19 protein-coding genes are annotated in these 20,359 nt (G+C 39.0%); 6 read left to right on the forward strand and 13 right to left on the reverse strand.

The annotated features are described in order from the left end of the window. The first annotated feature begins 65 nt into the window (after positions 1-65). The gene (locus ACM44_RS00410; protein ID WP_039344711.1) at positions 66-932 is read left to right on the forward strand and encodes a sigma-70 family RNA polymerase sigma factor; all 867 of its coding nucleotides are present in this window, start codon (positions 66-68) and stop codon (positions 930-932) included. Positions 933-970: 38 nt separating this feature from the next. On the opposite strand, the gene ACM44_RS00415 is transcribed toward ACM44_RS00410, so the two are convergent. From ACM44_RS00415 to ACM44_RS00425, 3 genes are read right to left on the reverse strand one after another with little or no spacing between them, the layout of a single operon-like run. Next, the gene (locus ACM44_RS00415) at positions 971-1,570 is read right to left on the reverse strand and encodes a Crp/Fnr family transcriptional regulator (RefSeq protein ID WP_048498124.1); all 600 of its coding nucleotides are present in this window, start codon (positions 1,568-1,570) and stop codon (positions 971-973) included. A 6-nt stretch (positions 1,571-1,576) separates the two neighbouring features. Beyond that, entirely contained in the window at positions 1,577-1,951 is a 375-nt protein-coding gene (ytxJ, locus tag ACM44_RS00420) for a bacillithiol system redox-active protein YtxJ (RefSeq protein WP_048498125.1), read from the reverse strand. Between the two features lie 58 nt (positions 1,952-2,009). After that, positions 2,010-2,546, reverse strand: coding sequence for a YfiT family bacillithiol transferase (locus ACM44_RS00425; RefSeq protein ID WP_048498126.1), 537 nt, complete (start codon positions 2,544-2,546; stop codon positions 2,010-2,012). Between the two features lie 124 nt (positions 2,547-2,670). On the opposite strand from ACM44_RS00425, the gene pncA reads away from it, so the two are divergent. Then, positions 2,671-3,276 carry a bifunctional nicotinamidase/pyrazinamidase gene (gene pncA / locus ACM44_RS00430; RefSeq protein ID WP_048498127.1) on the forward strand — a complete coding sequence of 202 codons (606 nt, stop codon included), beginning with the start codon at positions 2,671-2,673 and terminating at the stop codon, positions 3,274-3,276. 88 nt (positions 3,277-3,364) lie between these two features. Further along, positions 3,365-4,921 (forward strand): S41 family peptidase, encoded by a 1,557-nt coding sequence (locus ACM44_RS00435; RefSeq protein WP_160303938.1) that lies wholly within the window; start codon positions 3,365-3,367, stop codon positions 4,919-4,921. On the opposite strand, the gene ACM44_RS00440 is transcribed toward ACM44_RS00435, so the two are convergent. From ACM44_RS00440 to ACM44_RS00450, 4 genes are all read right to left on the reverse strand, one after another. Beyond that, positions 4,918-5,643 (reverse strand): nitroreductase family protein, encoded by a 726-nt coding sequence (locus ACM44_RS00440; protein ID WP_048498129.1) that lies wholly within the window; start codon positions 5,641-5,643, stop codon positions 4,918-4,920. The two genes, ACM44_RS00435 and ACM44_RS00440, sit on opposite strands and share 4 nt — an antisense overlap. Before the next feature lie 181 nt (positions 5,644-5,824). Next, positions 5,825-5,911, reverse strand: coding sequence for a DUF2200 family protein (locus tag ACM44_RS15930; protein ID WP_083993612.1), 87 nt, complete (start codon positions 5,909-5,911; stop codon positions 5,825-5,827). A 17-nt stretch (positions 5,912-5,928) separates the two neighbouring features. Next, positions 5,929-8,844, reverse strand: coding sequence for a T9SS type B sorting domain-containing protein (locus ACM44_RS00445; RefSeq protein ID WP_048498130.1), 2,916 nt, complete (start codon positions 8,842-8,844; stop codon positions 5,929-5,931). A gap of 134 nt (positions 8,845-8,978) precedes the next feature. Further along, on the reverse strand, positions 8,979-10,964 hold the full coding sequence (locus tag ACM44_RS00450; RefSeq protein WP_048498131.1) for a urocanate hydratase: 1,986 nt from the start codon (positions 10,962-10,964) through the stop codon (positions 8,979-8,981). Positions 10,965-11,105: 141 nt separating this feature from the next. Between ACM44_RS00450 and ACM44_RS00455 the strand changes: the two genes are divergently transcribed. The 3 genes from ACM44_RS00455 (at position 11,106) to ACM44_RS00465 (ending at position 15,784) form a co-directional block, all read left to right on the forward strand. Beyond that, on the forward strand, positions 11,106-13,550 hold the full coding sequence (locus tag ACM44_RS00455) for an FtsK/SpoIIIE family DNA translocase (RefSeq protein ID WP_048498132.1): 2,445 nt from the start codon (positions 11,106-11,108) through the stop codon (positions 13,548-13,550). 63 nt (positions 13,551-13,613) lie between these two features. Then, the gene (locus ACM44_RS00460) at positions 13,614-14,261 is read left to right on the forward strand and encodes a LolA family protein (protein ID WP_048498280.1); all 648 of its coding nucleotides are present in this window, start codon (positions 13,614-13,616) and stop codon (positions 14,259-14,261) included. Positions 14,262-14,329: 68 nt separating this feature from the next. Continuing rightward, a complete protein-coding gene (locus tag ACM44_RS00465) occupies positions 14,330-15,784 on the forward strand; it encodes an LptF/LptG family permease (RefSeq protein WP_048498133.1) in 1,455 nt (484 codons plus the stop codon). Positions 15,785-15,844: 60 nt separating this feature from the next. Here ACM44_RS00465 and ACM44_RS00470 read toward each other — a convergent pair whose 3' ends face one another. The 6 genes from ACM44_RS00470 to ACM44_RS00495 all read right to left on the reverse strand — a co-directional run bounded on the left by ACM44_RS00470 (position 15,845) and on the right by ACM44_RS00495 (position 20,304). Then, positions 15,845-16,414 (reverse strand): glutathione peroxidase, encoded by a 570-nt coding sequence (locus ACM44_RS00470; RefSeq protein ID WP_048498134.1) that lies wholly within the window; start codon positions 16,412-16,414, stop codon positions 15,845-15,847. A gap of 128 nt (positions 16,415-16,542) precedes the next feature. Beyond that, complete coding sequence (locus ACM44_RS00475; protein ID WP_048498135.1) at positions 16,543-17,205, reverse strand: hypothetical protein; 663 nt, start codon at positions 17,203-17,205, stop codon at positions 16,543-16,545. 76 nt (positions 17,206-17,281) lie between these two features. Continuing rightward, a complete protein-coding gene (gene kdsB / locus ACM44_RS00480; protein WP_048498136.1) occupies positions 17,282-18,019 on the reverse strand; it encodes a 3-deoxy-manno-octulosonate cytidylyltransferase in 738 nt (245 codons plus the stop codon). 4 nt (positions 18,020-18,023) lie between these two features. Next, the gene (locus ACM44_RS00485; RefSeq protein WP_048498137.1) at positions 18,024-18,494 is read right to left on the reverse strand and encodes an RES family NAD+ phosphorylase; all 471 of its coding nucleotides are present in this window, start codon (positions 18,492-18,494) and stop codon (positions 18,024-18,026) included. A 5-nt stretch (positions 18,495-18,499) separates the two neighbouring features. Continuing rightward, positions 18,500-18,976 carry an antitoxin Xre-like helix-turn-helix domain-containing protein gene (locus ACM44_RS00490; RefSeq protein ID WP_048498281.1) on the reverse strand — a complete coding sequence of 159 codons (477 nt, stop codon included), beginning with the start codon at positions 18,974-18,976 and terminating at the stop codon, positions 18,500-18,502. 74 nt (positions 18,977-19,050) lie between these two features. Continuing rightward, positions 19,051-20,304 carry a pyridoxal phosphate-dependent aminotransferase gene (locus ACM44_RS00495; protein ID WP_048498138.1) on the reverse strand — a complete coding sequence of 418 codons (1,254 nt, stop codon included), beginning with the start codon at positions 20,302-20,304 and terminating at the stop codon, positions 19,051-19,053. Positions 20,305-20,359 lie beyond the last annotated feature (55 nt).

Genomic DNA, 20,359 nt, shown 5'->3' on the forward strand with positions numbered 1-20,359 from the left:
AACCTTTTCGCCATTCCTGTCGTATATATAATTGCAGCCTTAAAAAATGGGTTGTTAACTATTCAATGAGACAATTAAAGATTACAAAACAGGTTACCAACAGAGAAACCGCGTCGCTTGACAAATATTTGCAGGAAATCGGGAAAGTGGATCTGATTACTGCCGATGAAGAGGTGGAACTCGCACAAAAAATCCGTGCCGGAGACAGAGTTGCACTGGAAAAACTGATCAAGGCGAATCTGCGTTTCGTGGTTTCTGTTTCTAAACAATACCAAAATCAGGGTTTGTCACTCCCCGATTTGATTAACGAAGGAAATCTGGGCTTGATGAAAGCGGCGAAAAGATATGACGAGACCAGAGGTTTTAAATTCATTTCTTATGCGGTTTGGTGGATCCGCCAATCTATTTTGCAGGCTTTGGCGGAACAGTCCAGAATTGTGAGATTGCCTTTGAACAAAATTGGTTCAATCAACAAGATCAACAAAGCTTACGCGCACCTAGAGCAGGAAAATGAAAGACCTCCTTCTCCTGAAGAATTGGCGGAAGTACTTGATATGAGTGAGGACGACATCAAGGAATCGATGAAAAATTCGGGTCGTCACTTGTCAATGGATGCCCCTTTAGTGGAAGGTGAAGATTCCAATTTGTATGACGTTTTGCGTTCCGGCGAATCGCCAAGTCCTGATAAAGATTTGATGTTGGAGTCTCTTCAGATTGAAATTGAAAGAGCTTTGCAAACACTGACGCCTAGAGAAGCCGATTTGGTTCGACTCTATTTCGGGCTCAATGGAAAACACCCGATGACTTTGGAAGAAATTGGTGAAACATTTGATCTGACCAGAGAAAGGGTTCGGCAAATCAAGGAAAAAGCCATCAAAAGACTGAAGCACAATACCAGAAGCAAGATTTTGAAATCTTACCTCGGAAAGTAAAAATAACTAAAAAAGGAATCCATTGTGGATTCCTTTTTTTATGAAGTTCGAAAATTCTTACGAGCAAGCTCCTTTCTTACGCGGCTCAGACTTTCGGGAGTAATCCCAAGATACGACGCCACCATCCATTGCGGAACGCGAAGCAGAATATCTGGATACATTTTGATGAAATCCATGTAGCGTTCCTCGGCAGTTTCTGCCAACAGAGAATTCACGCGGTTTTGCAGGTTCCGGATGTGTTTCTGCAGCAATAGATCGTTATTTTCAGCAGTATTTGGAAAAGTCTGGTTGATGATGGTGAAGAAATCGTTTTTCAGCAAAAGGACTTCCGATTCTTCCACTGCTTCAATATAATATTTAGATTTTTCATTGAAGTATAGGGAACTTCTGTCAGAAATCAGCCAGTTTTCAGGTGCAAACTGAATGATATGCTCCTTCCCGTTTCGATCAATGGAATACATTCTCAGCAATCCTTTTTCTACGAAGAAAGTCTGGTTACAAACTTCACCTTCGCGGAGCAATAATTCATTTTTTGCCAATTTTTTCGTGCTGAAATGGTTGCTGCAGTTAGAAATTGCTTCTTTCGGGATTTCCAAAACCTCCGAAAGATAATTGTTGATATTCAGGTGCTCTTCCATTAAAAATCAAACTAAATCCAAGTTAATCGAATGATGAGAAGCACTTCTCACCACGGTTCCGTTTTCCAAAACGATGAGTTGCGGACTTTGATGCTCCACACCCAGTTGATCGGCTATTTTATTGGAAATATCGCGGTGTGCGAGCAAATCAAGGTAATAATATTCGACATCTTTATCAGATCGTTCCACTTCTTTTTCAAATTTTCTCATCACGGTTTTGCTGATGAAGCACCTTGTGGAATGTTTGAAAATGGCTACCTTCTTCTGGAACGACTTCCGGATGACTTCATCCAGATCTGCCTCTGATTCGATTTTGTTCCAAAATTCTACTACATTATTTTCTTTTTCGGAACTGCCGAAAATTTTATCTAAAAAACTCATTACAACACTTTTTAATAAAGCCAAATTTACGGAATCTTTTGGTAGAAACTTCGCGAAATTACCAACCTTTCTCCTTTTTCAGATTTTCAATATGTGCATAGTGGTGGTCGCAATGCCACGCATAAAAAGCCAGACTTTCTCGCAATGTGATTTTCCGATTTTGTTCGGGATGAAAAAAAGTGCTTTCAAACTCTTTATTGGTCAACGATTTCAGTTCGTAAACCCAACGTTTATGAAGACCTTTCAGCAGTTGTAAAGCGGGTTTAATGTCAATAGTGAAGCTGTCTTGCAGTTCTGCCCATTTCGCTTCGTCATAAGTTTTGATGGTCGGATTGTCTTCCGTCAATGCGAGTTTGAAGCGAATGTAGCTGTGCATGTGGCTGTCTGCAAGATGATTCACCAGTTGGCGCACTCTCCAACCGCCTTTCCGGTATTGGGTATCCAACTGTTCATCTGTCCAGTCTCCGATCAGCAATTTTAGCTTTCCGGGGAAATCCTTTAGCACTTTCAGGTATTGATCGATTTGGATGTCTGAGATCCTTTCGGGTGCGGCGAATTTTCCGATGGGATATTTCTTTTGTTCAAGGTTGTCCATTAGATCTTTATGTTTGTTGACTTTTTGTCCAAATTCTTAGCTTGGCTGCAGTTTTGCGTTTTAGTTTCAGTAAATTTACCAAAAATAAAGTTGAAACCATTCACGGTTAAAAAAATTTAATACAATGAAAAAAGCCCTGATTATCGTCGATGTGCAAAACGATTTCTGCGAAGGTGGCACACTTGCCGTTCCCAATGCAAATGAAATAATTCCCTATATCAATCTTCTGATGGAAGAAAACCAGTATGACCAAATTGTACTCACCCAGGATTGGCATCCGGCGAACCATAAAAGTTTTGCTTCCAACAACGGTAAAAAAGTGGGCGAAACTATTATTCTCAATGGTTTGCCGCAGTATATGTGGCCGGATCACTGTATTCAGGGAACTTTCGGGGCAGAATTTCACAAAGATCTGAACCGCGAGAAAGTAACGCACATCGTGCAAAAAGGGAAAAACCCCGATGTGGACAGCTACAGCGGATTTCAGGATAATAACCAGTTTGTGAAAACCGGGCTTGATGATTTCTTAAGATACCACGACATCCAATTGGTTGAAATTGTGGGTTTGGCTCTGGATTACTGTGTGAAATACACCTGTCTGGATGCCGCAAAATTGGGTTATGTTACCTGCCTCCATTTCAACGGAACCCGCGCTGTAAACGTGAAACCGGAAAATGCTAAGGATGCAATTTTTGAAATGCTGCAGAATACGGTGACGATTTTAGGATAAATAACTTTTGATGATCCTTTCAAAACTTCTCAAAAAATTGGGAAGTTTTTTCATTTTAAAATCTTTAATTTTAGCAAAATTTTTCCTTTTGAAGAAAGTCATCTTACTTGTGGTCCTCTCCTTTCTCACTTCTTGTGTTTCTGTGAAAAAGCACAATGAAAGGCGGGAAAAACCAATTCCTGCTGAAAAATTGCGAAATGATGTGGATTTTACCTACCATCAATTGCAGCGACTTCATCCAGCACTATATTGGTACATATCCAAAGATTCCCTTGATCACAAATTTGACAGTGTAAAGACAAACATTAATAGTCCTTTAAAACCCAACGAGTTTTTCCAAAAATTAGCACCGGTTATTGCCAAAGTGAAAGAAGGTCACCTTCGGCTTTATCCCATGGAAAAGCGATTGACCAAAAAGGAAATTAAATTCTTGAAACACCAAAAAGGCTTACTGAGCAGGTTTAATTTCGTGGTTGACCATGACCGGATTTTTGTTTTGGACAATGCCGAAAAAATCGCCAATATGGATGTGGGAACCGAAATCCTGAAAATAAAGGATATTCCGGTGAAGCAACTTTTGGAAAAATATAAACCCTTCGTGAACAGCGATGGATTAAACAATACTTTCCAGAAATATTCAATGTCCAGAAGATGGCCCGCTTTTTTTACCGCGGAATATGGCATTTTGGATTCGGTGAAATTAGAAACGAAACTGAATAATCAAATCAAGACTTTTTATCTTCATCGCGAAAAAATGACGAAGGAAGAAAAGAAAAAAGAAGAACAGGAAAATAAGAAATTGACCAAAAGCGAAACCGGAAAAACCAAGGATTATAATATCATCACCAAAAGCTTTAACCGGGATTTGCAGTTCCCCACGAAAGATTCCACGGTTGCCTACATGAAAATCAAAACTTTTTCCGGAACCTACTCCCGAAGGTTTTACAAGCAAAGTTTCGCCAAACTCAGGAAATCTCCGGCAAAATATCTGGTTTTGGATATCCGCGATAATTTGGGAGGCTCACTTTATGAAATTAATAACCTGTATTCCTATTTGGTTTCCGAAAAGTTCCAGTTCATTGAAGATATTCAAGTGACGTCGCGTTCATCAATGTTCCATGCTGATTATTTATCGGAATTTTCCACCATTACCAAACCGCTTGCTGTAATTGGATATCCGCTTTATGCGATGGTAACAATGCTTTCTGTGAAACAAAAAGATGATCAGTTCTATTTAAAAAATAATGGAATCTTCGGCATTAAGAATCCAAAAAAGAACCATTTTGACGGCAAAATATTTGTTTTGATTAATGGCAGCAGTTTTTCGGCATCATCTATTATTTCTTCCAAATTAAAAGGCGACCAACGTGCATTTTTGGTGGGTGAAGAAACTGGCGGTGCAAATGATGGAACCGTAGCCGGAAGGTATTCTACCCAAAAACTGAAAAATTCAAGACTCACTCTCCCAATCGGTTTAATGCTGATTCAGCCAAGCATCAAATTCACCAACACCAAAAAAGGTGTGATTCCCGATAAAGAAATCGTACCGACTTTGGCGGAAATCCTTCAAAAGAAAGATGTTCAGTTGGATTGGGTAATGCAGGAAATTAAGAAAGAACAATCCGAAAAGTCTGACCAGGACTAAATGTTTCGGTAAACCTCTTCAAAAGGCAACCGCATTCTGTCACCCCAAACTCCTTTCTCCAGACGAATTCCGCATGAAACCACCATGTTGATTTCCGCTCCCATAGGAAGATTTAGCACCCGTTTAAGCCTCCTGCTGTCGAAACCTTCCATCGGACAGGTGTCGTAACCTTTTTCAGACATGGCAAGCATAAAAGTCTGCGCAGCCAAAGCACAGGTTTTGTGGACCACGACTCTGGAGTCATTTTCGGAAACTTCCAGAACCATCGGCCGGAAAATACTCAGCACATTTGCCAAGATTTTTCTTAGAAATCCCGCTATTCCAAAAAACCTTGTATAGAGAAACGGCATCACTTTTCCGTAATAAAGTTTCCACCGTTTGGAACGCTTCTCCTGCTTTTCATTTGGACTATTTTTCAGCACGTTTTGTACTTCCAACTCCATCATTTTCTTGGCGTGTTTTCTGTGCAAATCCTGCCTTGTCACGAAGACCACCATTTGCTTGGCGGTAGTTGCCGATTCCTGATCAAGACAGGCGTGAGCTATTTCTTTCAAGGTTGCTTTATCCGTGATGTGGTAGAATTCCCACAACTGCATGTTAGAAGAATTTGGCGATAAAGTTGCCAACTGAATACATGATTTCACCAATTCTGGATCGATTTCTTTGGATGCATCATAATGCCGAACCGAGCGGCGATGTAGCAGGATTTGTTCTAAAGACATAGGCTTTTTTAGAAATGACGAACAGAATTGGATTTTACTTTAATTTAATTTCTACAACCTCGTTTCGGTGTTATCCGGAATAATGCAGGACTGCTTTAGTGGGAATGATTTCAAATTCTGCCATCATAAACGGAAACGAATTGACTGATGAAATTTTAAAAAAGCGCATAGGTAAACACATTCAAGCTCTCAAAATCTTCTCCATTTTCTTCCCTTTTGTCAATTCATCAACCAGTTTATCGAGATTGCGAATCGGTAATGGAGGAATAAAAAGTTAAATTAATTTCATCTGTTTTTAACCAATAACCATCCTTTAAGTAAAGCAAAATTCGGGATTTCAATAAGATACCAGTATGTTCCTGTAGGTAATTTGATTTCAATATTTGCCAGATTTTTCCCATCATTTATGGTTAATTCTTTTACTAAATTTCCATATTGACTAAATAGTTTCACTTTGATGGTTCCTGAATAAAAACTTAATGTACTTAAATCCCAAAAATCATTTATTCCATCACCATTTGGAGTTATCACATTCGGAATGAAGGGGATATGAATTGTTTTCGAGGCAACACAACCTGCCTTGCTCTTTTCCCTTACAAAAATAGTGTATGTAGCCCCCTTTGAATAAGGAAATTGATTTTCATTTTGCCATGTAATACCATCTAAAGAATATTCAAAGGGAGCATTTCCTGAAGTTACATGCACTACTAAATTGTTGGAAATTATTTCAATATTAAATTCCGGCAAATCTGCTTCTTTAACTAAAACACATTGCACAGACGAACAACCCTCAGTGGAGGTAATTTTGACGCAATATTCGCCAGGAGTATTAACTTTTATTTTTTGGGTAGTTTCATTTGTAGGTGACCATTCATAAGCAGAAAAACCTGCGCCTGCATCCAATTCTAATAAAGTTCCATTGCAAACATAATAAGGACCTTCGCCCAAAGTCTCTGAATATACATTTTCTCTAACATACAAATCCAATGTTGCATATACCGTACATTTGTTGGGAACGGAAATTCTGGCAAATATTATATCATGATTGGGAACTTCATTGGGATAAGAACTTGTATTAATAATTGAGTTCTGATTCTTTTCTGCATCTTGCAAAGTTTCAAAAAAAGTTACAGATGCATTGGTTTCCGGCGTTAATGATGCTTTAGTTGATAATAAATCAAAACTTCCAATTCCTGTTCCAGTGATATTACAACTGAAAACATCCAAATTTTGAGTGTATTGTGGCTTTGATAATACAGATACTTGTTGTGAATAAGTATTTGGAGCGATACAGTCTACTAAAGATCCAGGATAATGATAAGTAATTGTGTACACCCCATTTTGGCTGTTTGCAACATCTATCATTCCTGTTGTTGTATTAATAGATAAATTCGGGCTCGAAGAAGAAAATGTTCCCCCCAATTGAAAACCAGTAGGTAAGTTAGGCAAAACAGACACCACATCATTGCAAATTGTGTTTGGAAAGCTAAAATTAAGTACAGGATTGGTGTAGGCCTTTATTTCAATAAATGCACCATAATCAACAATACCGCATGTTGGATTTACATATTTATTATAATTTACTATGTAATTTCCTGGCGATGACTGAGCCAAATTAATCACTCCCGTTACTGGATTTATTACTAACCCGGGCGTTGATGAAAAAATACCGCCTGGAGAAAAATTCACTGGTAATTGCGGTGATAAAAAATTATATTTTTTAATACAAACAGGAGATTCGTAACTAAAGCTAAGATTTATATTTGATGGTAAGGTATTAACTAATTTTACATCATCAAAAACAGAACAAATACCGTTTGAAACAGTCCAGCGTAAGGTTGCTGTTTGAGAATTTAAGACAAAAATTTGTTTTGGATCCGATGAAACATTGGGCGAAACATTCCCGGAGATAATCTTCCAAAATCCATTTTCTCCTGATGCGGGTACATTGGCATTCATTTGAAATATATTTGAACATTTCGTTTGATCCGGACCTGCATTGGCAATAGGTTTCGGAACTACTTCTACCAGAACATCTTTAGTTTTAGAACATGCACCGGTAGATGATACTTTATATACTGTGGTTTCAGTAGGTGAAGCTACAACATGACTCCCCGTTGAAGTATTTAATCCTGTAGATGGGCTCCAAATAAATGGACCACACCCTTCTATCACATTTAAATCTACAGAATCTCCTGCACATATTTTTGCTGTTGGAGGATCTACAACAATTTCCTTTGTATTAATTCCTGATGTTTGCTCAATTGCATACTCAAAATAGCATTTATTATTAATTCCTTCAAGTTTTATGGTATACAATTGGCATTCTTCCAAAATATCATTTAGCTTAAGTTCATAATAGTTGGTATCTGGCAAAGTATTTAAATTGTAGGTTAAAACATATGATACCAATGGTGGAGATCCCGAAGTGATACAATCAGATTTATAAAAACTGACATAAAGCTCGATAGGTAAATAACCGCCTATGTCTCTATCTGGTCCTCCATTTCTTATCCAAACTCTAAAAGAAGCATTTTTTCCCGATGCTTTGAATTTTAAATAACCTTTTTGAGGATTAGCAGCAGGCATGCCATATGCATTATTATAAACTCCACAAAATGATTTCCCATAATCACAAAAAGCTTCAGTTGTACATGTGGTCGGCATATTAAAAGTACAATCTGGATATGGCGGAACGGGAGGTGTGATGACCGGGTTGTCTCCAAATGTTAAAGTCCAATTGATCAAATTTCCAGATAATGATGTTGAATTGTTCCAAATTATTAAAGACCATTTTCCATCTCCAGGTTGATTATTATTTAAGATTCCTAACGAACTTTCCGGTAAAAAATTTCCTGTGAATGGAGCTTCTCCTAAAACAATTGTGTTTGTTGATACCCCATCAAAACATGTTCCTATATAATCTGAACCTTGTCCACCATTATTATCGCTTAGAAGAATCATGGAACCGAAAGGGGAACGTAAAACTAACTTTAAATTCTCATCATGTGGAAAATTTATGTTAACACAAACTTTTTCTAAGCCGTGATTGGAGTTCAAATTTCCAACTCCGCTAACAGTAATATCAAAAATTGTATAATCATTTTTAGCAATAATGCCTCCTGCACTACTGAATGTCTGTGCAGTACATAAATTAAAAACAATCGTTAATAATAGTATAATATATTTTTTATTAAACATGTGCAACAAATAGATTAATCTTTATCAAAGTAAAGAATTTTGGATGGTTTATAATCGGATTACTGCCACAAGTTCAACAGATTGTTTCGTCTTTCTTCCCCTCAATGACATTCATTATTCTTCCTATCGATGGCTCAAAACAAACCCTCGTCTACCAAATTCGGCAGCGTCACTTTCAAATTTGGTTCCGCTTCCATCGCCCGCTTTATCGCGAAAATCGCACCTTCATTTCTCGCCCAGCTTCTTCTGGAAATTCCATTGTTCACATCCCAAAACAGCATTGATTTTAGTCTTCGGTCTGCATCTTCACTACCATCCAGCAACATTCCGAAACCGCCATTGATCACTTCTCCCCATCCGACTCCACCTCCATTGTGGATGGAAACCCAAGTTGCACCCCGGAAACTGTCACCAATCACATTGTGAATCGCCATATCGGCAGTAAATCTGGAACCGTCATAAATATTGGAAGTTTCGCGGTAAGGCGAATCTGTTCCCGAAACATCATGATGGTCTCGACCCAAAACAACAGGACCGATTTCGCCTTTTTTGATTGCCATGTTGAATGCTTCCGCTATTTTCATTCGTCCTTCCGCATCTGCGTAAAGAATTCTTGCCTGACTTCCAACGACCAGTTTGTTTTCCTGCGCTCCTTTGATCCATTGAATGTTATCTGCCATTTGCTGCTGAATTTCAGCAGGTGAATTTTTCTTCATTTCCTCCAAAATTTCACAGGCGATATCGTCGGTTTTCTTCAAATCCTCGGGTTTTCCGCTTGTGCAAACCCATCTGAATGGGCCAAATCCGTAATCAAAACACATAGGACCCATAATGTCCTGAACATAACTTGGATATTTGAATTCTCTGCCTAAAGTCGGATTTTCCGCCATCACATCCGCTCCTGCTCTACTCGCTTCAAGTAAGAATGCATTTCCGTAATCGAAAAAATAAGTTCCTTTTGCGGTATGTCTGTTAATTGCAGCGGCGTGTTTTCTTAAGCTTTCCTGAACTTTCTCCTTAAATAATTCCGGATTTTCAGCCATCATTTTATTGGATTCTTCGAAAGACTGTCCAACCGGATAATATCCTCCTGCCCATGGATTGTGCAGCGAGGTCTGGTCTGAACCGATATCGATTTTCAGGTTTTCCTCGGCAAACTTTTCCCAAACTTCTACCACGTTTCCAAGAAAAGCCAGAGAAACCGTCTCGTTATTTTCTTTTGCTTTTTTTACTCTTTCAAACAGTTGATCCAGATTTTCGTGAATTTCATCAATCCATTTTTGCTCATGCCGAATTTTGGCGATTTTTGGATTTACTTCGGCACAAACCGTTATGCAGCCGGCAATATTTCCAGCTTTTGGTTGCGCACCAGACATTCCTCCTAAACCGGAAGTGACAAACAAGCCGCCTTTAGGATTTTTATTAATTTTTCGGAAGGCATTCAAGACCGTAATCGTGGTTCCGTGCACAATTCCTTGCGGCCCGATGTACATATAACTTCCGGCAGTCATCTGACCATACTGAGAAACTCCTAACGCATTGAATTTTTCCCAATCATCTGGTTTAGAGTAATTTGGAATAACCATTCCGTTTGTTACCACAACTCTCGGTGCATCTTTATGGCTTGGAAATAATCCCATCGGATGTCCGGAATACATCACCAAAGTCTGTTCATCATGCATCTCAGACAAATATTTCATCGTCAAAAGATACTGTGCCCAATTTTGGAAAACCGCGCCATTTCCGCCGTAAGTAATCAGTTCGTGTGGATGTTGAGCAACAGCATAATCCAAATTGTTCTGAATCATGAGCATAATTGCTTTGGCCTGTTCGGATTTTCCCGGATAATCTGAAATTGGCCTCGCTTTCATCTCGTAATCCGGTCGGAAACGATACATATAAATCCTTCCATAATCTTCAAGTTCCTTTTTAAACTCGGGTAAAAGTTCGGCATGAAATTTTGGTTCAAAATATCGCAAAGCGTTTTTCAAAGCAAGTTTTTTCTCCTGATCATTCAGGATTTCCTTCCGTTTTGGAGCGTGATTGATTTGGGTTTCGTAAGGTTTTGGTTGCGGAAGCTCTGCAGGAATTCCTTGTTGGATTTGTTCTTGGAAAGTCATTTGGGTTAAAAATTCAAAGTTTAATGTTCAAAATAATTTTGAAGCTTTAAAGATATTCAATTTAAAAAATATGAAACAAATGAACTTGAGAAAAGCAGAAATTTATGAAGATTTATTATTAAATTTGTCCTCATTGATATTATGGAAAAAAATACTAAAAAAACTGCGGAAACCGCCTCGGAATCAAGTAAAATCCTTTCAAAACCACGCATATTTTTCGGAATCCTGTTCGTTATTATTTCAGTAGTAATGACTTTTTCTTTTCTTTCTTATCTGATGAATTGGAAAGCAGATCAAAGCAGAGCCGGAGCGATGTTGGACAAAACTACCAAATCATCTAATCTTTTTGGTGGCGTGGGCGACTGGCTGGGAAATATCTTCATTTTTGAAAGCATTGGAATTGCTGCATTCGTCGTGGCTTTTCTTTTTTTCGTTTTCGGTACCTTGATCCTCAAAAAAAACTATTTCAAACCTTGGAAAACGCTTGGTCACTCTTTATTTTTCATCTGTTGGCTTCCGATTTTTATGGGAGCGATTACCAATGGTGAAGGCGTTTTAGGAGGAGTTTACGGATTCCAGATCATGGACTTCTTGAAATTGGTGATTGGAACTGCCGGACTTTGGTTGGCGATTGTTTCGAGTATCTCCCTGTATTTCATTCTGGAATTTAATCTGCGTGCAAGTAACGTGAAAGCAAAACTGAACGAACTGAACGAAAACACTATTGGAAAAGTGAAGTCCATGATGCCGAATTCGTCAGAAAACTTTGATGCCGATGATGAAATGGAAGCAGAACCTCGCGAACCGGAAGAAAATTCAGGCGAGTCCACCCGGAAAACAGTTTTTGAAGAAGAATTTGAAACCATCAAAACTCCGAACCAAACTTCTTTTGACGGCAGTACCGAAAAAATCACAGTTTCTGAAGTGGGCGGAAGTGCCGTCAGCTTGAGCCCCACCAATACATTTGAATTCGGAAACGACACCAAAAGTGACGGCATTGATTTCAAAGTAGAAGTAGCTCAAACCATCGATGACGATATTGACAATAAATCAAAGGAATTGGTCGAAAAACACGGACTTTATGACCACAAACTGGATTTGGCGAATTTCCAGATGCCGCCCATTGATTTGCTGAAGGATTATGGAAATGAAGAAATCTCCGTCAACAAAGACGAACTTGAAGAAAATAAAAACAAAATCGTCGGACTGCTCAAAAATTTCAATGTAGGAATTGCCGAAATCAAGGCGACTATCGGACCGACTGTCACCTTATATGAAATCGTTCCTGAAGCAGGAATCCGCGTTGCTTCGATCAAAAAATTACAGGACGATATCGCATTAAATCTTTCCGCTTTGGGAATCAGAATCATTGCACCTATGCCGGGAAAAGGGACCATCGGAATTGAAGTTCCAAGAAAAAACCCTTCTATGGTTTCGATGAGAAGTGTGATCGCATCTCAAAAATTCCAAAATTCTGACATGGATTTGCCGGTAGTTTTCGGGAAGACCATTTCCAACGAAATCTTTATGGCAGATTTGGCGAAAATGCCGCACTTATTGATGGCAGGTGCAACCGGACAAGGAAAATCCGTGGGAATCAATGCAATTCTGACTTCCCTACTCTATAAAAAACATCCAAGCGAACTGAAGTTCGTGATGGTGGATCCGAAAAAGGTGGAACTTTCCCTTTATTCGAAAATCGAAAGACACTACCTCGCGAAACTTCCGGATGGTGATGACGCCATTATCACCGACACGCACAAAGTAATCAACACGCTGAACTCGCTTTGTGTGGAAATGGATACGCGCTATGATTTGCTGAAAAATGCATTTTGCAAGAATTTGAAGGAATACAACAAAAAATTCTCCGAGCGAAAACTGAATCCGGAAAACGGACACCGTTATTTGCCTTACATCGTTTTGGTGGTGGATGAATTTGCAGATTTGATAATGACTGCCGGGAAAGAAGTGGAACTCCCCATAGCAAGACTTGCTCAGCTGGCAAGAGCCGTGGGAATCCATTTGATAGTTGCAACACAACGTCCGTCAGTAAATGTAATTACCGGGATGATTAAAGCGAATTTCCCGGCAAGAGCAGCTTTCCGGGTGATTTCAAACGTAGATTCCAGGACAATTCTGGATGCGACCGGAGCGGATCAGCTCATTGGAAAAGGAGATATGCTCTATTTTAACGGGAATGAAATCCTAAGACTTCAATGCGCTTTCGTAGATACTCCGGAAGTGGAAAAAATCGCAGAATTCATCGGCGAACAAAAAGGTTACGCTACAGCATTCATGCTTCCCGAGTACAGCAGCGAAGAAACATCATCAAGTGCCGGAACTTTTGACCCCAATGAAAAAGACGCCCTCTTTGAAGATGCCGCCAGAATTATCGTTTCCACTCAGCAAGGTTCCACTTCGATGCTGCAAAGACAGTTGAAATTGGGATACAACCGCGCCGGAAGAATTATGGACCAGCTCGAAGCAAGCGGAATTGTGGGCGGTTTCAACGGTGCAAAAGCGCGCGAAGTCATGATCAGTGACCTGAATTCTTTGGAACAGTTTTTGGAAGAATTGCGAAAGTAAACCAGGAATTTAAACAAAGGTTTAACTTCTTTGGCCATTATTGATCAAAAACAAAAGAAAAAAATGAAAAGTCTATTGAAAAAATTTACATTCGCCATATTTGCAGTCGTCACCACGAGCAGTTTTTCTGCCCAAAAAGTGGATGCAAAAGCAAAAACTATTTTGGATCAGGTTTCCGCAAATTATAAAGCGAAGGACAATGTTTACTTCAAATTTGTGTATGGAACCGGAACCGGAAATAAAGTGACCAAGACCGAACCGGGCATTTTTTATTCCGCCAAAGACAAATACAAGTTGAAAATCATGGGCACTGAACAGATTTTCGACGGAAATAAAGTGTACAATATCTCTGGTGAAGATCAGGAAGTCACGATTTCTAAACCGACCGGCAACGAGCAAATGTTTTCACCTTTGAGCTACATAGAGGAATACAAGAAAGGCTACAATGTGAGTTATATGGGAAAAATGAAGGTGAACGGCGTGAATACCGATTACATCCGATTAACCCCGACAAAAAATAATGGAATCAAAGAAGTGAAACTATTTGTGAATTCTGCGAAAAAACAATTGCTGAAACTGGAGCAATTCTCTACAGATAACACCATTTCGGTGATTGCAATAAGTGATTACAAGGAAAACCAGACTTTGAACAGCAATCTGTTTACCTTTAAGAAAGCGGATTACCAAAATTATATCGTCACGGAACTGTGACATGAAATTACATTTATTATAAAGTCGCGAAAGAAATCTCTTTGCGACTTTTTTGTTAAATTTGCCCAATGATAAAAAAACTCGACGGATACGTCATCAAGACTTTTTTCGGTCCGTTCCTTTTTATTTTCAGCGTGCTGTTTTTCATCTTCGTGGTGAACATTATCTGGATCCGTTTGGCGCAATTCACCGGAAAAGGTTTGAGTTACTGGGAAATTCTTAAGCTACTCTCCTATCTATCGGCCATCGTGGTTCAGTTTGTGCTACCACTCACAATTTTGCTTTCAGCGATCATGACTTTCGGCGATTTTGGGGAAAGATATGAACTTGCCGCGATGAAGGCAGCGGGAATTTCATTGACCAGAATCATGATGCCGCTTTTTACCGTGACAGTGCTATTCTCAATTTTTCTCTTTTTCTTTTCCAACAATATCATTCCCGATTTTCAGCGGAAGGCGAAAAACATGCTCTACAACATTGCCGCAAGCCGACCCGCACTGAATTTCACGCCGGGACAGTTCATTCAGCAGATTCCGGGATACAGTGTGAAATTCGATAAAATTTCAGGAGAAAACGGTGAGAATTTGGAGGGCGTTTTTATTCATCGCATGGCGAATTCATTTGAAGACCAACAATCGATTGTGGCTGAAAAAGGAAAATTTGTTCCGGCCGCAAATCCAAGTTATCTGAAGCTTATTCTTTTTAATGGTCATATTTTTGAGGATAATATCGCCAATCTGGAATACCAACAAAGACTGAAGCAACCCGACCAAGCCATAAAATTTGACACTTTGGTTTCTCATTTCAACATATCGGAAATCATCAACAAAGCGATTGAAGAAGAAAGAATCAGTGACGATTATTCTTTTCAAAACTATATCGAGCTCAATTCTACCATTGTAAAAACAAAAAAGGAAAACAACAAAATTCTGGAAAACATCAATTCTGAACTGATCAGCCAAACCAATGGTTATGTGACCTATATTGACAAGTATAAAAAGAATTCCGCACCGGTGGCGCCGCCAAAAATAGATTCGGCGAAATCGGCCAAAAAACTGGAAATGATTTATAACGCTTACAACAAAATTGATATTGCAAAACAGGCAACCATCGGTAAAAATCCGCAATTAAAGGATTTGCATGCCTATTTTTCCAGAGTAGTTCTTTATCAGCAAAGAATTATTGCCTATTCCGTCACCTGTTTAATTTTCTTCCTGATCGGTGCAAGTTTAGGTTCAATTATCAGAAAAGGCGGATTGGGACTTCCGGTGGTCATTGCCATTTTTGTCTTCATTATTTTCTATGTGCTGAATCTTTCGGTGGAAAATTTGGCATGGGCGGGACAAATGGATCCTTATCTGGCTTCGTGGTTACCCAATATGGTGCTGTTTCCGTTTGGCGCCTGGTTGACTTATAAAGCGCTCGCCGATTCGCAAGTATTTGATATCGAGAAATATAAAGCATTTTTCAAACCGATTGTCCAGCGGTTTTCCAAACATAAGGAACACCAGAGATACCGGTAAAAATAATAAAGTCTGCCATGTGATTTTGGCAGACTTTTTTTGTATCCAAATTTGAAATTTCTATTTCAAATATTTCGTAATCGCGTTGTCAGTAGGTTTTGTGGTGCTGATAAAACTATCGATCAGTTTTCCGTTTTCATCCAGGAGAAACTTGGTGAAGTTCCAAAGAATGGTAGTATTCTTCACACCATTCAGTTCTTTTTCTGTGAGATATTTGAATATTGGCGCGGTGTCATCGCCTTTCACAGAAACTTTTGCCGCCATGGGAAAAGTAACTCCGTAATTTTTTTGGCAGAAAGCACCAATTTCCGCATTGCTTCCCGGTTCCTGTCCTCCAAAATTATTTGCTGGAAAACCCACCACAACCAATTTATTTTTGTAGTCTTCATAAACTTTCTCCAAATCAGCATATTGCGGGGTGAATCCGCATTCTGAAGCGGTATTCACGATCAAAATTTTCTTGCCTTTGAAATCGGCAAAATTGATCTCTTTTCCGTCCAGACTTTCTACCTTGTAATCGTAAATCGTTTTCATTTTTTGATTTTTAGCGGGTGATATTTCCTTTTTCTGCTGGCTGCAATTTTGCACAAAAGCACCGATTGATAAAAGGAATATGAATATTTTTTTCATAGGAATAAAGTTCAATTATTTAGTCCTTGAAAGGTACGGAAAAAATCAGCAAATTTCTATTCGATATTATCTATCACCTCAAACAGAAAATACGCTGATCAGAAAATAAGTCTGGGCAACTGAAAAATTTAGAATTTAAATATATTCGCCGGAAAAACTTTATTGGTGTCAATCTTGTAGATTGAAATCACGTAATCGCTGTCTTTTTTTGGTGAAGAAGACTCAATTCGAAAAGGCATCAAAAGCGATCCAACCTGCTTATAATCGGAATAGTTTAAAGTTTCTTCTTTTTTGATTTCCCTCAAAAGCATGTAATTTTTCACGTCGAAATAATAGACCGTCTTGTTTACATTTTTCGTCAGTTCCACTTTGTGGCAATATATGTCGCCAATTTTTTCTTTGCCTAAATATTTTGCCTCGAAACCTTTGTTTTCCCATTCGATAAAATCATTGTCAAAGCTTTCCGGATTATAATTTGGATATTCCTGCAATTTATTCGCCGCATAATTCATGGCATAACCTTTCTTCCCGTCGAAGCCTTCAATCGCAGTTTCCTTCTTGTTAATAGTGAGTACGGTTTTGGTCAGATTTGGTCTTTGCTGATAAATTTTAATAGGATATTCGTCATTTATTCCCAAAGTCACATTTCCATAAATGATCACCGAATTCAGCAGCTTCCAGTTTGTCAAGCCACCTGAAACTTCTATGTTTTTGTCTATGATTTCTTTTGCAGTTTGAGCAAAAATTATTTGTGAAAAGAAAATTGCGATTATTAAAAAAGAGTTCTTCATTGATTCATTTTAAAGCTTCAAAGATAAAATTTTTGAAAGGAAACGGATATGACTTTATTCACATTCCACTAATTTGCTAAGGTTTTTTCGGACTTATCATGGCCCGTGCTTTTTCCAGATCTTCAGGGACATCAATTCCCACTCCCACGAAATCGGTTTCTATCATTTTGATTTTCATGCCGTTTTCCAGATAGCGAAGACATTCGATTTTCTCTAATTTTTCTAGCGGGGTCATCATTAAGGTGGCAAATTTTAAAAGAGCTTCCTTTCTAAATGCATAAACTCCAATATGCTTATAATAAGTTGCATCAATCGATTTTTCCCGATGAAATGGAATCACGGAGCGGCTGAAATACATTGCAAAATTCTGTAAATCGGTGATGACTTTCACGTTATTCGGACTCTGGATCTCCTGTTCCTCATGCAGTCTAATTTTCAACGAAGCCAAGGAGATTTCCCGATTTTCGTCATGCCGGAAAACTTCAATCAGTTGTTTCAATGGACCTGTTTTAAGGAAAGGTTCGTCTCCCTGCACGTTGATTACAATATCGCAATCAAGATGCTGAACAGCTTCTGCAATACGGTCGCTCCCTGTTTCATGTTGGCCCGTCATCACGGCGTTTCCGCCGATTTGTTGTATTTCATTAAAAATAATTTCGGAATCTGTCGCCACAAACACTTCATCGAACAAACCGGTTTCCTTCACGTTTTGATAAGTGGTCGCGATTACGGTTCTGTTGCCCAAAATCTCCATCAGTTTTCCGGGAAATCTGCTCGCTTCGTATCTTGCGGGGATTACGGCAATGATTTTCATAACTCTATTTTGACTTATATTTTCTTATGATTCTCTCTAGTCTCTCATCCGGTTCAAAATCAAGCACATCAATCAGTTTCACCTTATTGAATTCGGGATGGGTGGTATTGAAAATAACATTTTGGCTGTCTGGCAAAACTGAAGACGGAACCCTCAAACACAGACTTTGGTGACGGTCATACCAGGAATCGCCCAGTTTCTGAGAGTGGTGATAAGACTCCTCGCTCCTCCAGTTTTTTGGGAGATCCAAAACATTCACCTGCTCAAAGTTTTCTCCCGGATAATAGATGACCATCGTTTTATAATCATCATTAAAACCATTTCCAACGCGATAAATCATATTTTCGAGCAATGCGCAAGCTGGGTTTTCAGAAGCATACAAAACCAGTTTCCCAAAAGTATTCCACCTGCCTTCAAAACCGCTTACCGAAAGCGATTGTGCATATTTCTTATGAGCGATTCGATAAACCAGCATTTTCTTTATAAAGGATAACCTTGCGCCATTCTTTCTAAGCGGGCAATAATCAAATCAACACCACCCGGAGTATTTAGAAAATCTATCGGTTTATCTTGGGAACCCCACATCGGTTTTTCGAGCCAGGAATTAAATTCATCAATGTTTCCCAAATATTCCTTCCCTTTTTCATAAAGGGAAATCAATTTCAAAAGGTGCTCACTGTAATTGGCCTCCAGGGATTTGTTTTGATCCCGATAATTGCTGATGGTTCTAGGCGAAAGATTTATGACTGCTGCCAAAAACTTTTCGGGCATTTTGATGGAATCCGCAAAAGTGTAAAAAACATCAGTATCAATGCCTTCTTTTGCTTTTTTTACTAATGACCAATCATTCTTCGGAATAAACCTAGTGTAATAGCTGGCTCCATAGGCAATGGCTGCTTCTGAAAATACCGATGTTTTTCTTTTTTGCGGATAGGCTTTGGAATTTTTTGTTTTCATCACCAAAATTTTTCTACCACAAAGGTAGAATTTTTTCCAAAGCAAAAGTGATTTTTTTCCACTTTAACTTTTCATTAACGCAATTTTGCCAAAGCGCTCTCCAGTCGTGGCAACATTGCCTTAATCTCATCCAAAGACAATCCGCCTGCAGATGCCCTAAACCAAGGCGTTTCCGGTGAAGCACCAAAAGCAGAAAACGGAACCAAAGCTACTCCCGCCTCATTAATCAGATAAAACACCAAGTCTGAAGAATTGGCAATTAATTCTCCGTTTGATTTTTTCTTTCCTACATAATCAAGTTTAATGGTGAGATACATTGCGCCCATCGGTTTAATGCTTTCTACAGCAAATCCCCTTGATTTCATGTCCTGAATTGCAGCATGCAAAAATTTCAGGCTGTTTGAAATTTTACCTTTGAATTCGTCAACAAAGGCATCCACATTTTCGGTTTCTCCCAAGAAAACGGAAACTGCCTCCTGCTCAGGTTTTGGCGCCCAAGCTCCCACGTGAGTCAATAGCGATTTCATCTTATCGATGATCATTTTCGGTCCAAAACACCATCCCACTCTCACTCCAGTAGCCGCAAAACATTTCGAAATACCATCTATGAAAATGGTGTAATCTTTCAATTCCGGGAAAAGTGAAACCGGATTAAAATGTTCCTCGCCGAAAGTCAGCATCGCATAAATCTGGTCATACATCATGTAGAGCGGCTTTTCGTTTTCGCCACGAGATTTGTTCTCCTCCAAAACCAGTTCACAGATTTCAGAGAGTTGCTCTTTGGTGAACATAGTTCCCGTAGGATTAAGCGGCGAACAAAGCGCCAGCAAAACCGCACCTTTCAAGTGAGGTTTCAAATCCGCTGCGGTAGGAAGGAAATTATTCGACTCCGAAGTTTCTACTTCTATTTTCTCTGCGCTTGTCAGATACGCGTAATGGTTATTATTCCAGGATGGAATCGGGTAAATTACTTTGTCATCTTTGTCAACGATAACTTCGTATGTCCCGTAAATTAATGGTCGCGAACCGCCTGTGATTAAAATTTCATCCGGTGAATAATCTAGATTCCATCTGGTTTTAAGATCCTGTGCGACTGCCTTCCTCAACGACAAAAGTCCGTTTGCAGGTGGATAATTCGTGAGGTTATTTTGATAAGCTTTATTGATTTCCTCTTTTAATCTTGCCGGAATTGGATAGATAGTGGAGTCTAAATCTCCGATGGTCAGATTTGCGATGTCAGCTCCTTTTGCTTTCAAATCATTGACCTCATTCCCAATTTTTACAATTTCTGAACCGATCAAATTTTCGGCGAGTTTAGATATTTTCATTTTATATTTTTTATGGTATTAGACCTCTTCCTTAATCAATCAAAATTTCTTCTCA

It is taken from the genome of Chryseobacterium koreense CCUG 49689 (genome assembly GCF_001045435.1).
Taxonomy (GTDB): Bacteria; Bacteroidota; Bacteroidia; order Flavobacteriales; family Weeksellaceae; genus Kaistella; species Kaistella koreensis.

Excerpts from the sequence above, each read along its gene's own strand:
- ACM44_RS00410 (WP_039344711.1), top strand. The coding sequence starts at position 66 with ATGAGACAATTAAAGATTACAAAACAGGTTACCAACAGAGAAACCGCG.
- ACM44_RS00415 (WP_048498124.1), bottom strand. The coding sequence starts at position 1,570 with ATGGAAGAGCACCTGAATATCAACAATTATCTTTCGGAGGTTTTGGAA.
- ytxJ (WP_048498125.1), bottom strand. The coding sequence starts at position 1,951 with ATGAGTTTTTTAGATAAAATTTTCGGCAGTTCCGAAAAAGAAAATAAT.
- ACM44_RS00425 (WP_048498126.1), bottom strand. The coding sequence starts at position 2,546 with ATGGACAACCTTGAACAAAAGAAATATCCCATCGGAAAATTCGCCGCA.
- pncA (WP_048498127.1), top strand. The coding sequence starts at position 2,671 with ATGAAAAAAGCCCTGATTATCGTCGATGTGCAAAACGATTTCTGCGAA.
- ACM44_RS00440 (WP_048498129.1), bottom strand. The coding sequence starts at position 5,643 with ATGTCTTTAGAACAAATCCTGCTACATCGCCGCTCGGTTCGGCATTAT.
- ACM44_RS00445 (WP_048498130.1), bottom strand. The coding sequence starts at position 8,844 with ATGTTTAATAAAAAATATATTATACTATTATTAACGATTGTTTTTAAT.
- ACM44_RS00450 (WP_048498131.1), bottom strand. The coding sequence starts at position 10,964 with ATGACTTTCCAAGAACAAATCCAACAAGGAATTCCTGCAGAGCTTCCG.
- ACM44_RS00455 (WP_048498132.1), top strand. The coding sequence starts at position 11,106 with ATGGAAAAAAATACTAAAAAAACTGCGGAAACCGCCTCGGAATCAAGT.
- ACM44_RS00460 (WP_048498280.1), top strand. The coding sequence starts at position 13,614 with ATGAAAAGTCTATTGAAAAAATTTACATTCGCCATATTTGCAGTCGTC.
- ACM44_RS00465 (WP_048498133.1), top strand. The coding sequence starts at position 14,330 with ATGATAAAAAAACTCGACGGATACGTCATCAAGACTTTTTTCGGTCCG.
- ACM44_RS00470 (WP_048498134.1), bottom strand. The coding sequence starts at position 16,414 with ATGAAAAAAATATTCATATTCCTTTTATCAATCGGTGCTTTTGTGCAA.
- ACM44_RS00475 (WP_048498135.1), bottom strand. The coding sequence starts at position 17,205 with ATGAAGAACTCTTTTTTAATAATCGCAATTTTCTTTTCACAAATAATT.
- kdsB (WP_048498136.1), bottom strand. The coding sequence starts at position 18,019 with ATGAAAATCATTGCCGTAATCCCCGCAAGATACGAAGCGAGCAGATTT.
- ACM44_RS00485 (WP_048498137.1), bottom strand. The coding sequence starts at position 18,494 with ATGCTGGTTTATCGAATCGCTCATAAGAAATATGCACAATCGCTTTCG.
- ACM44_RS00490 (WP_048498281.1), bottom strand. The coding sequence starts at position 18,976 with ATGAAAACAAAAAATTCCAAAGCCTATCCGCAAAAAAGAAAAACATCG.
- ACM44_RS00495 (WP_048498138.1), bottom strand. The coding sequence starts at position 20,304 with ATGAAAATATCTAAACTCGCCGAAAATTTGATCGGTTCAGAAATTGTA.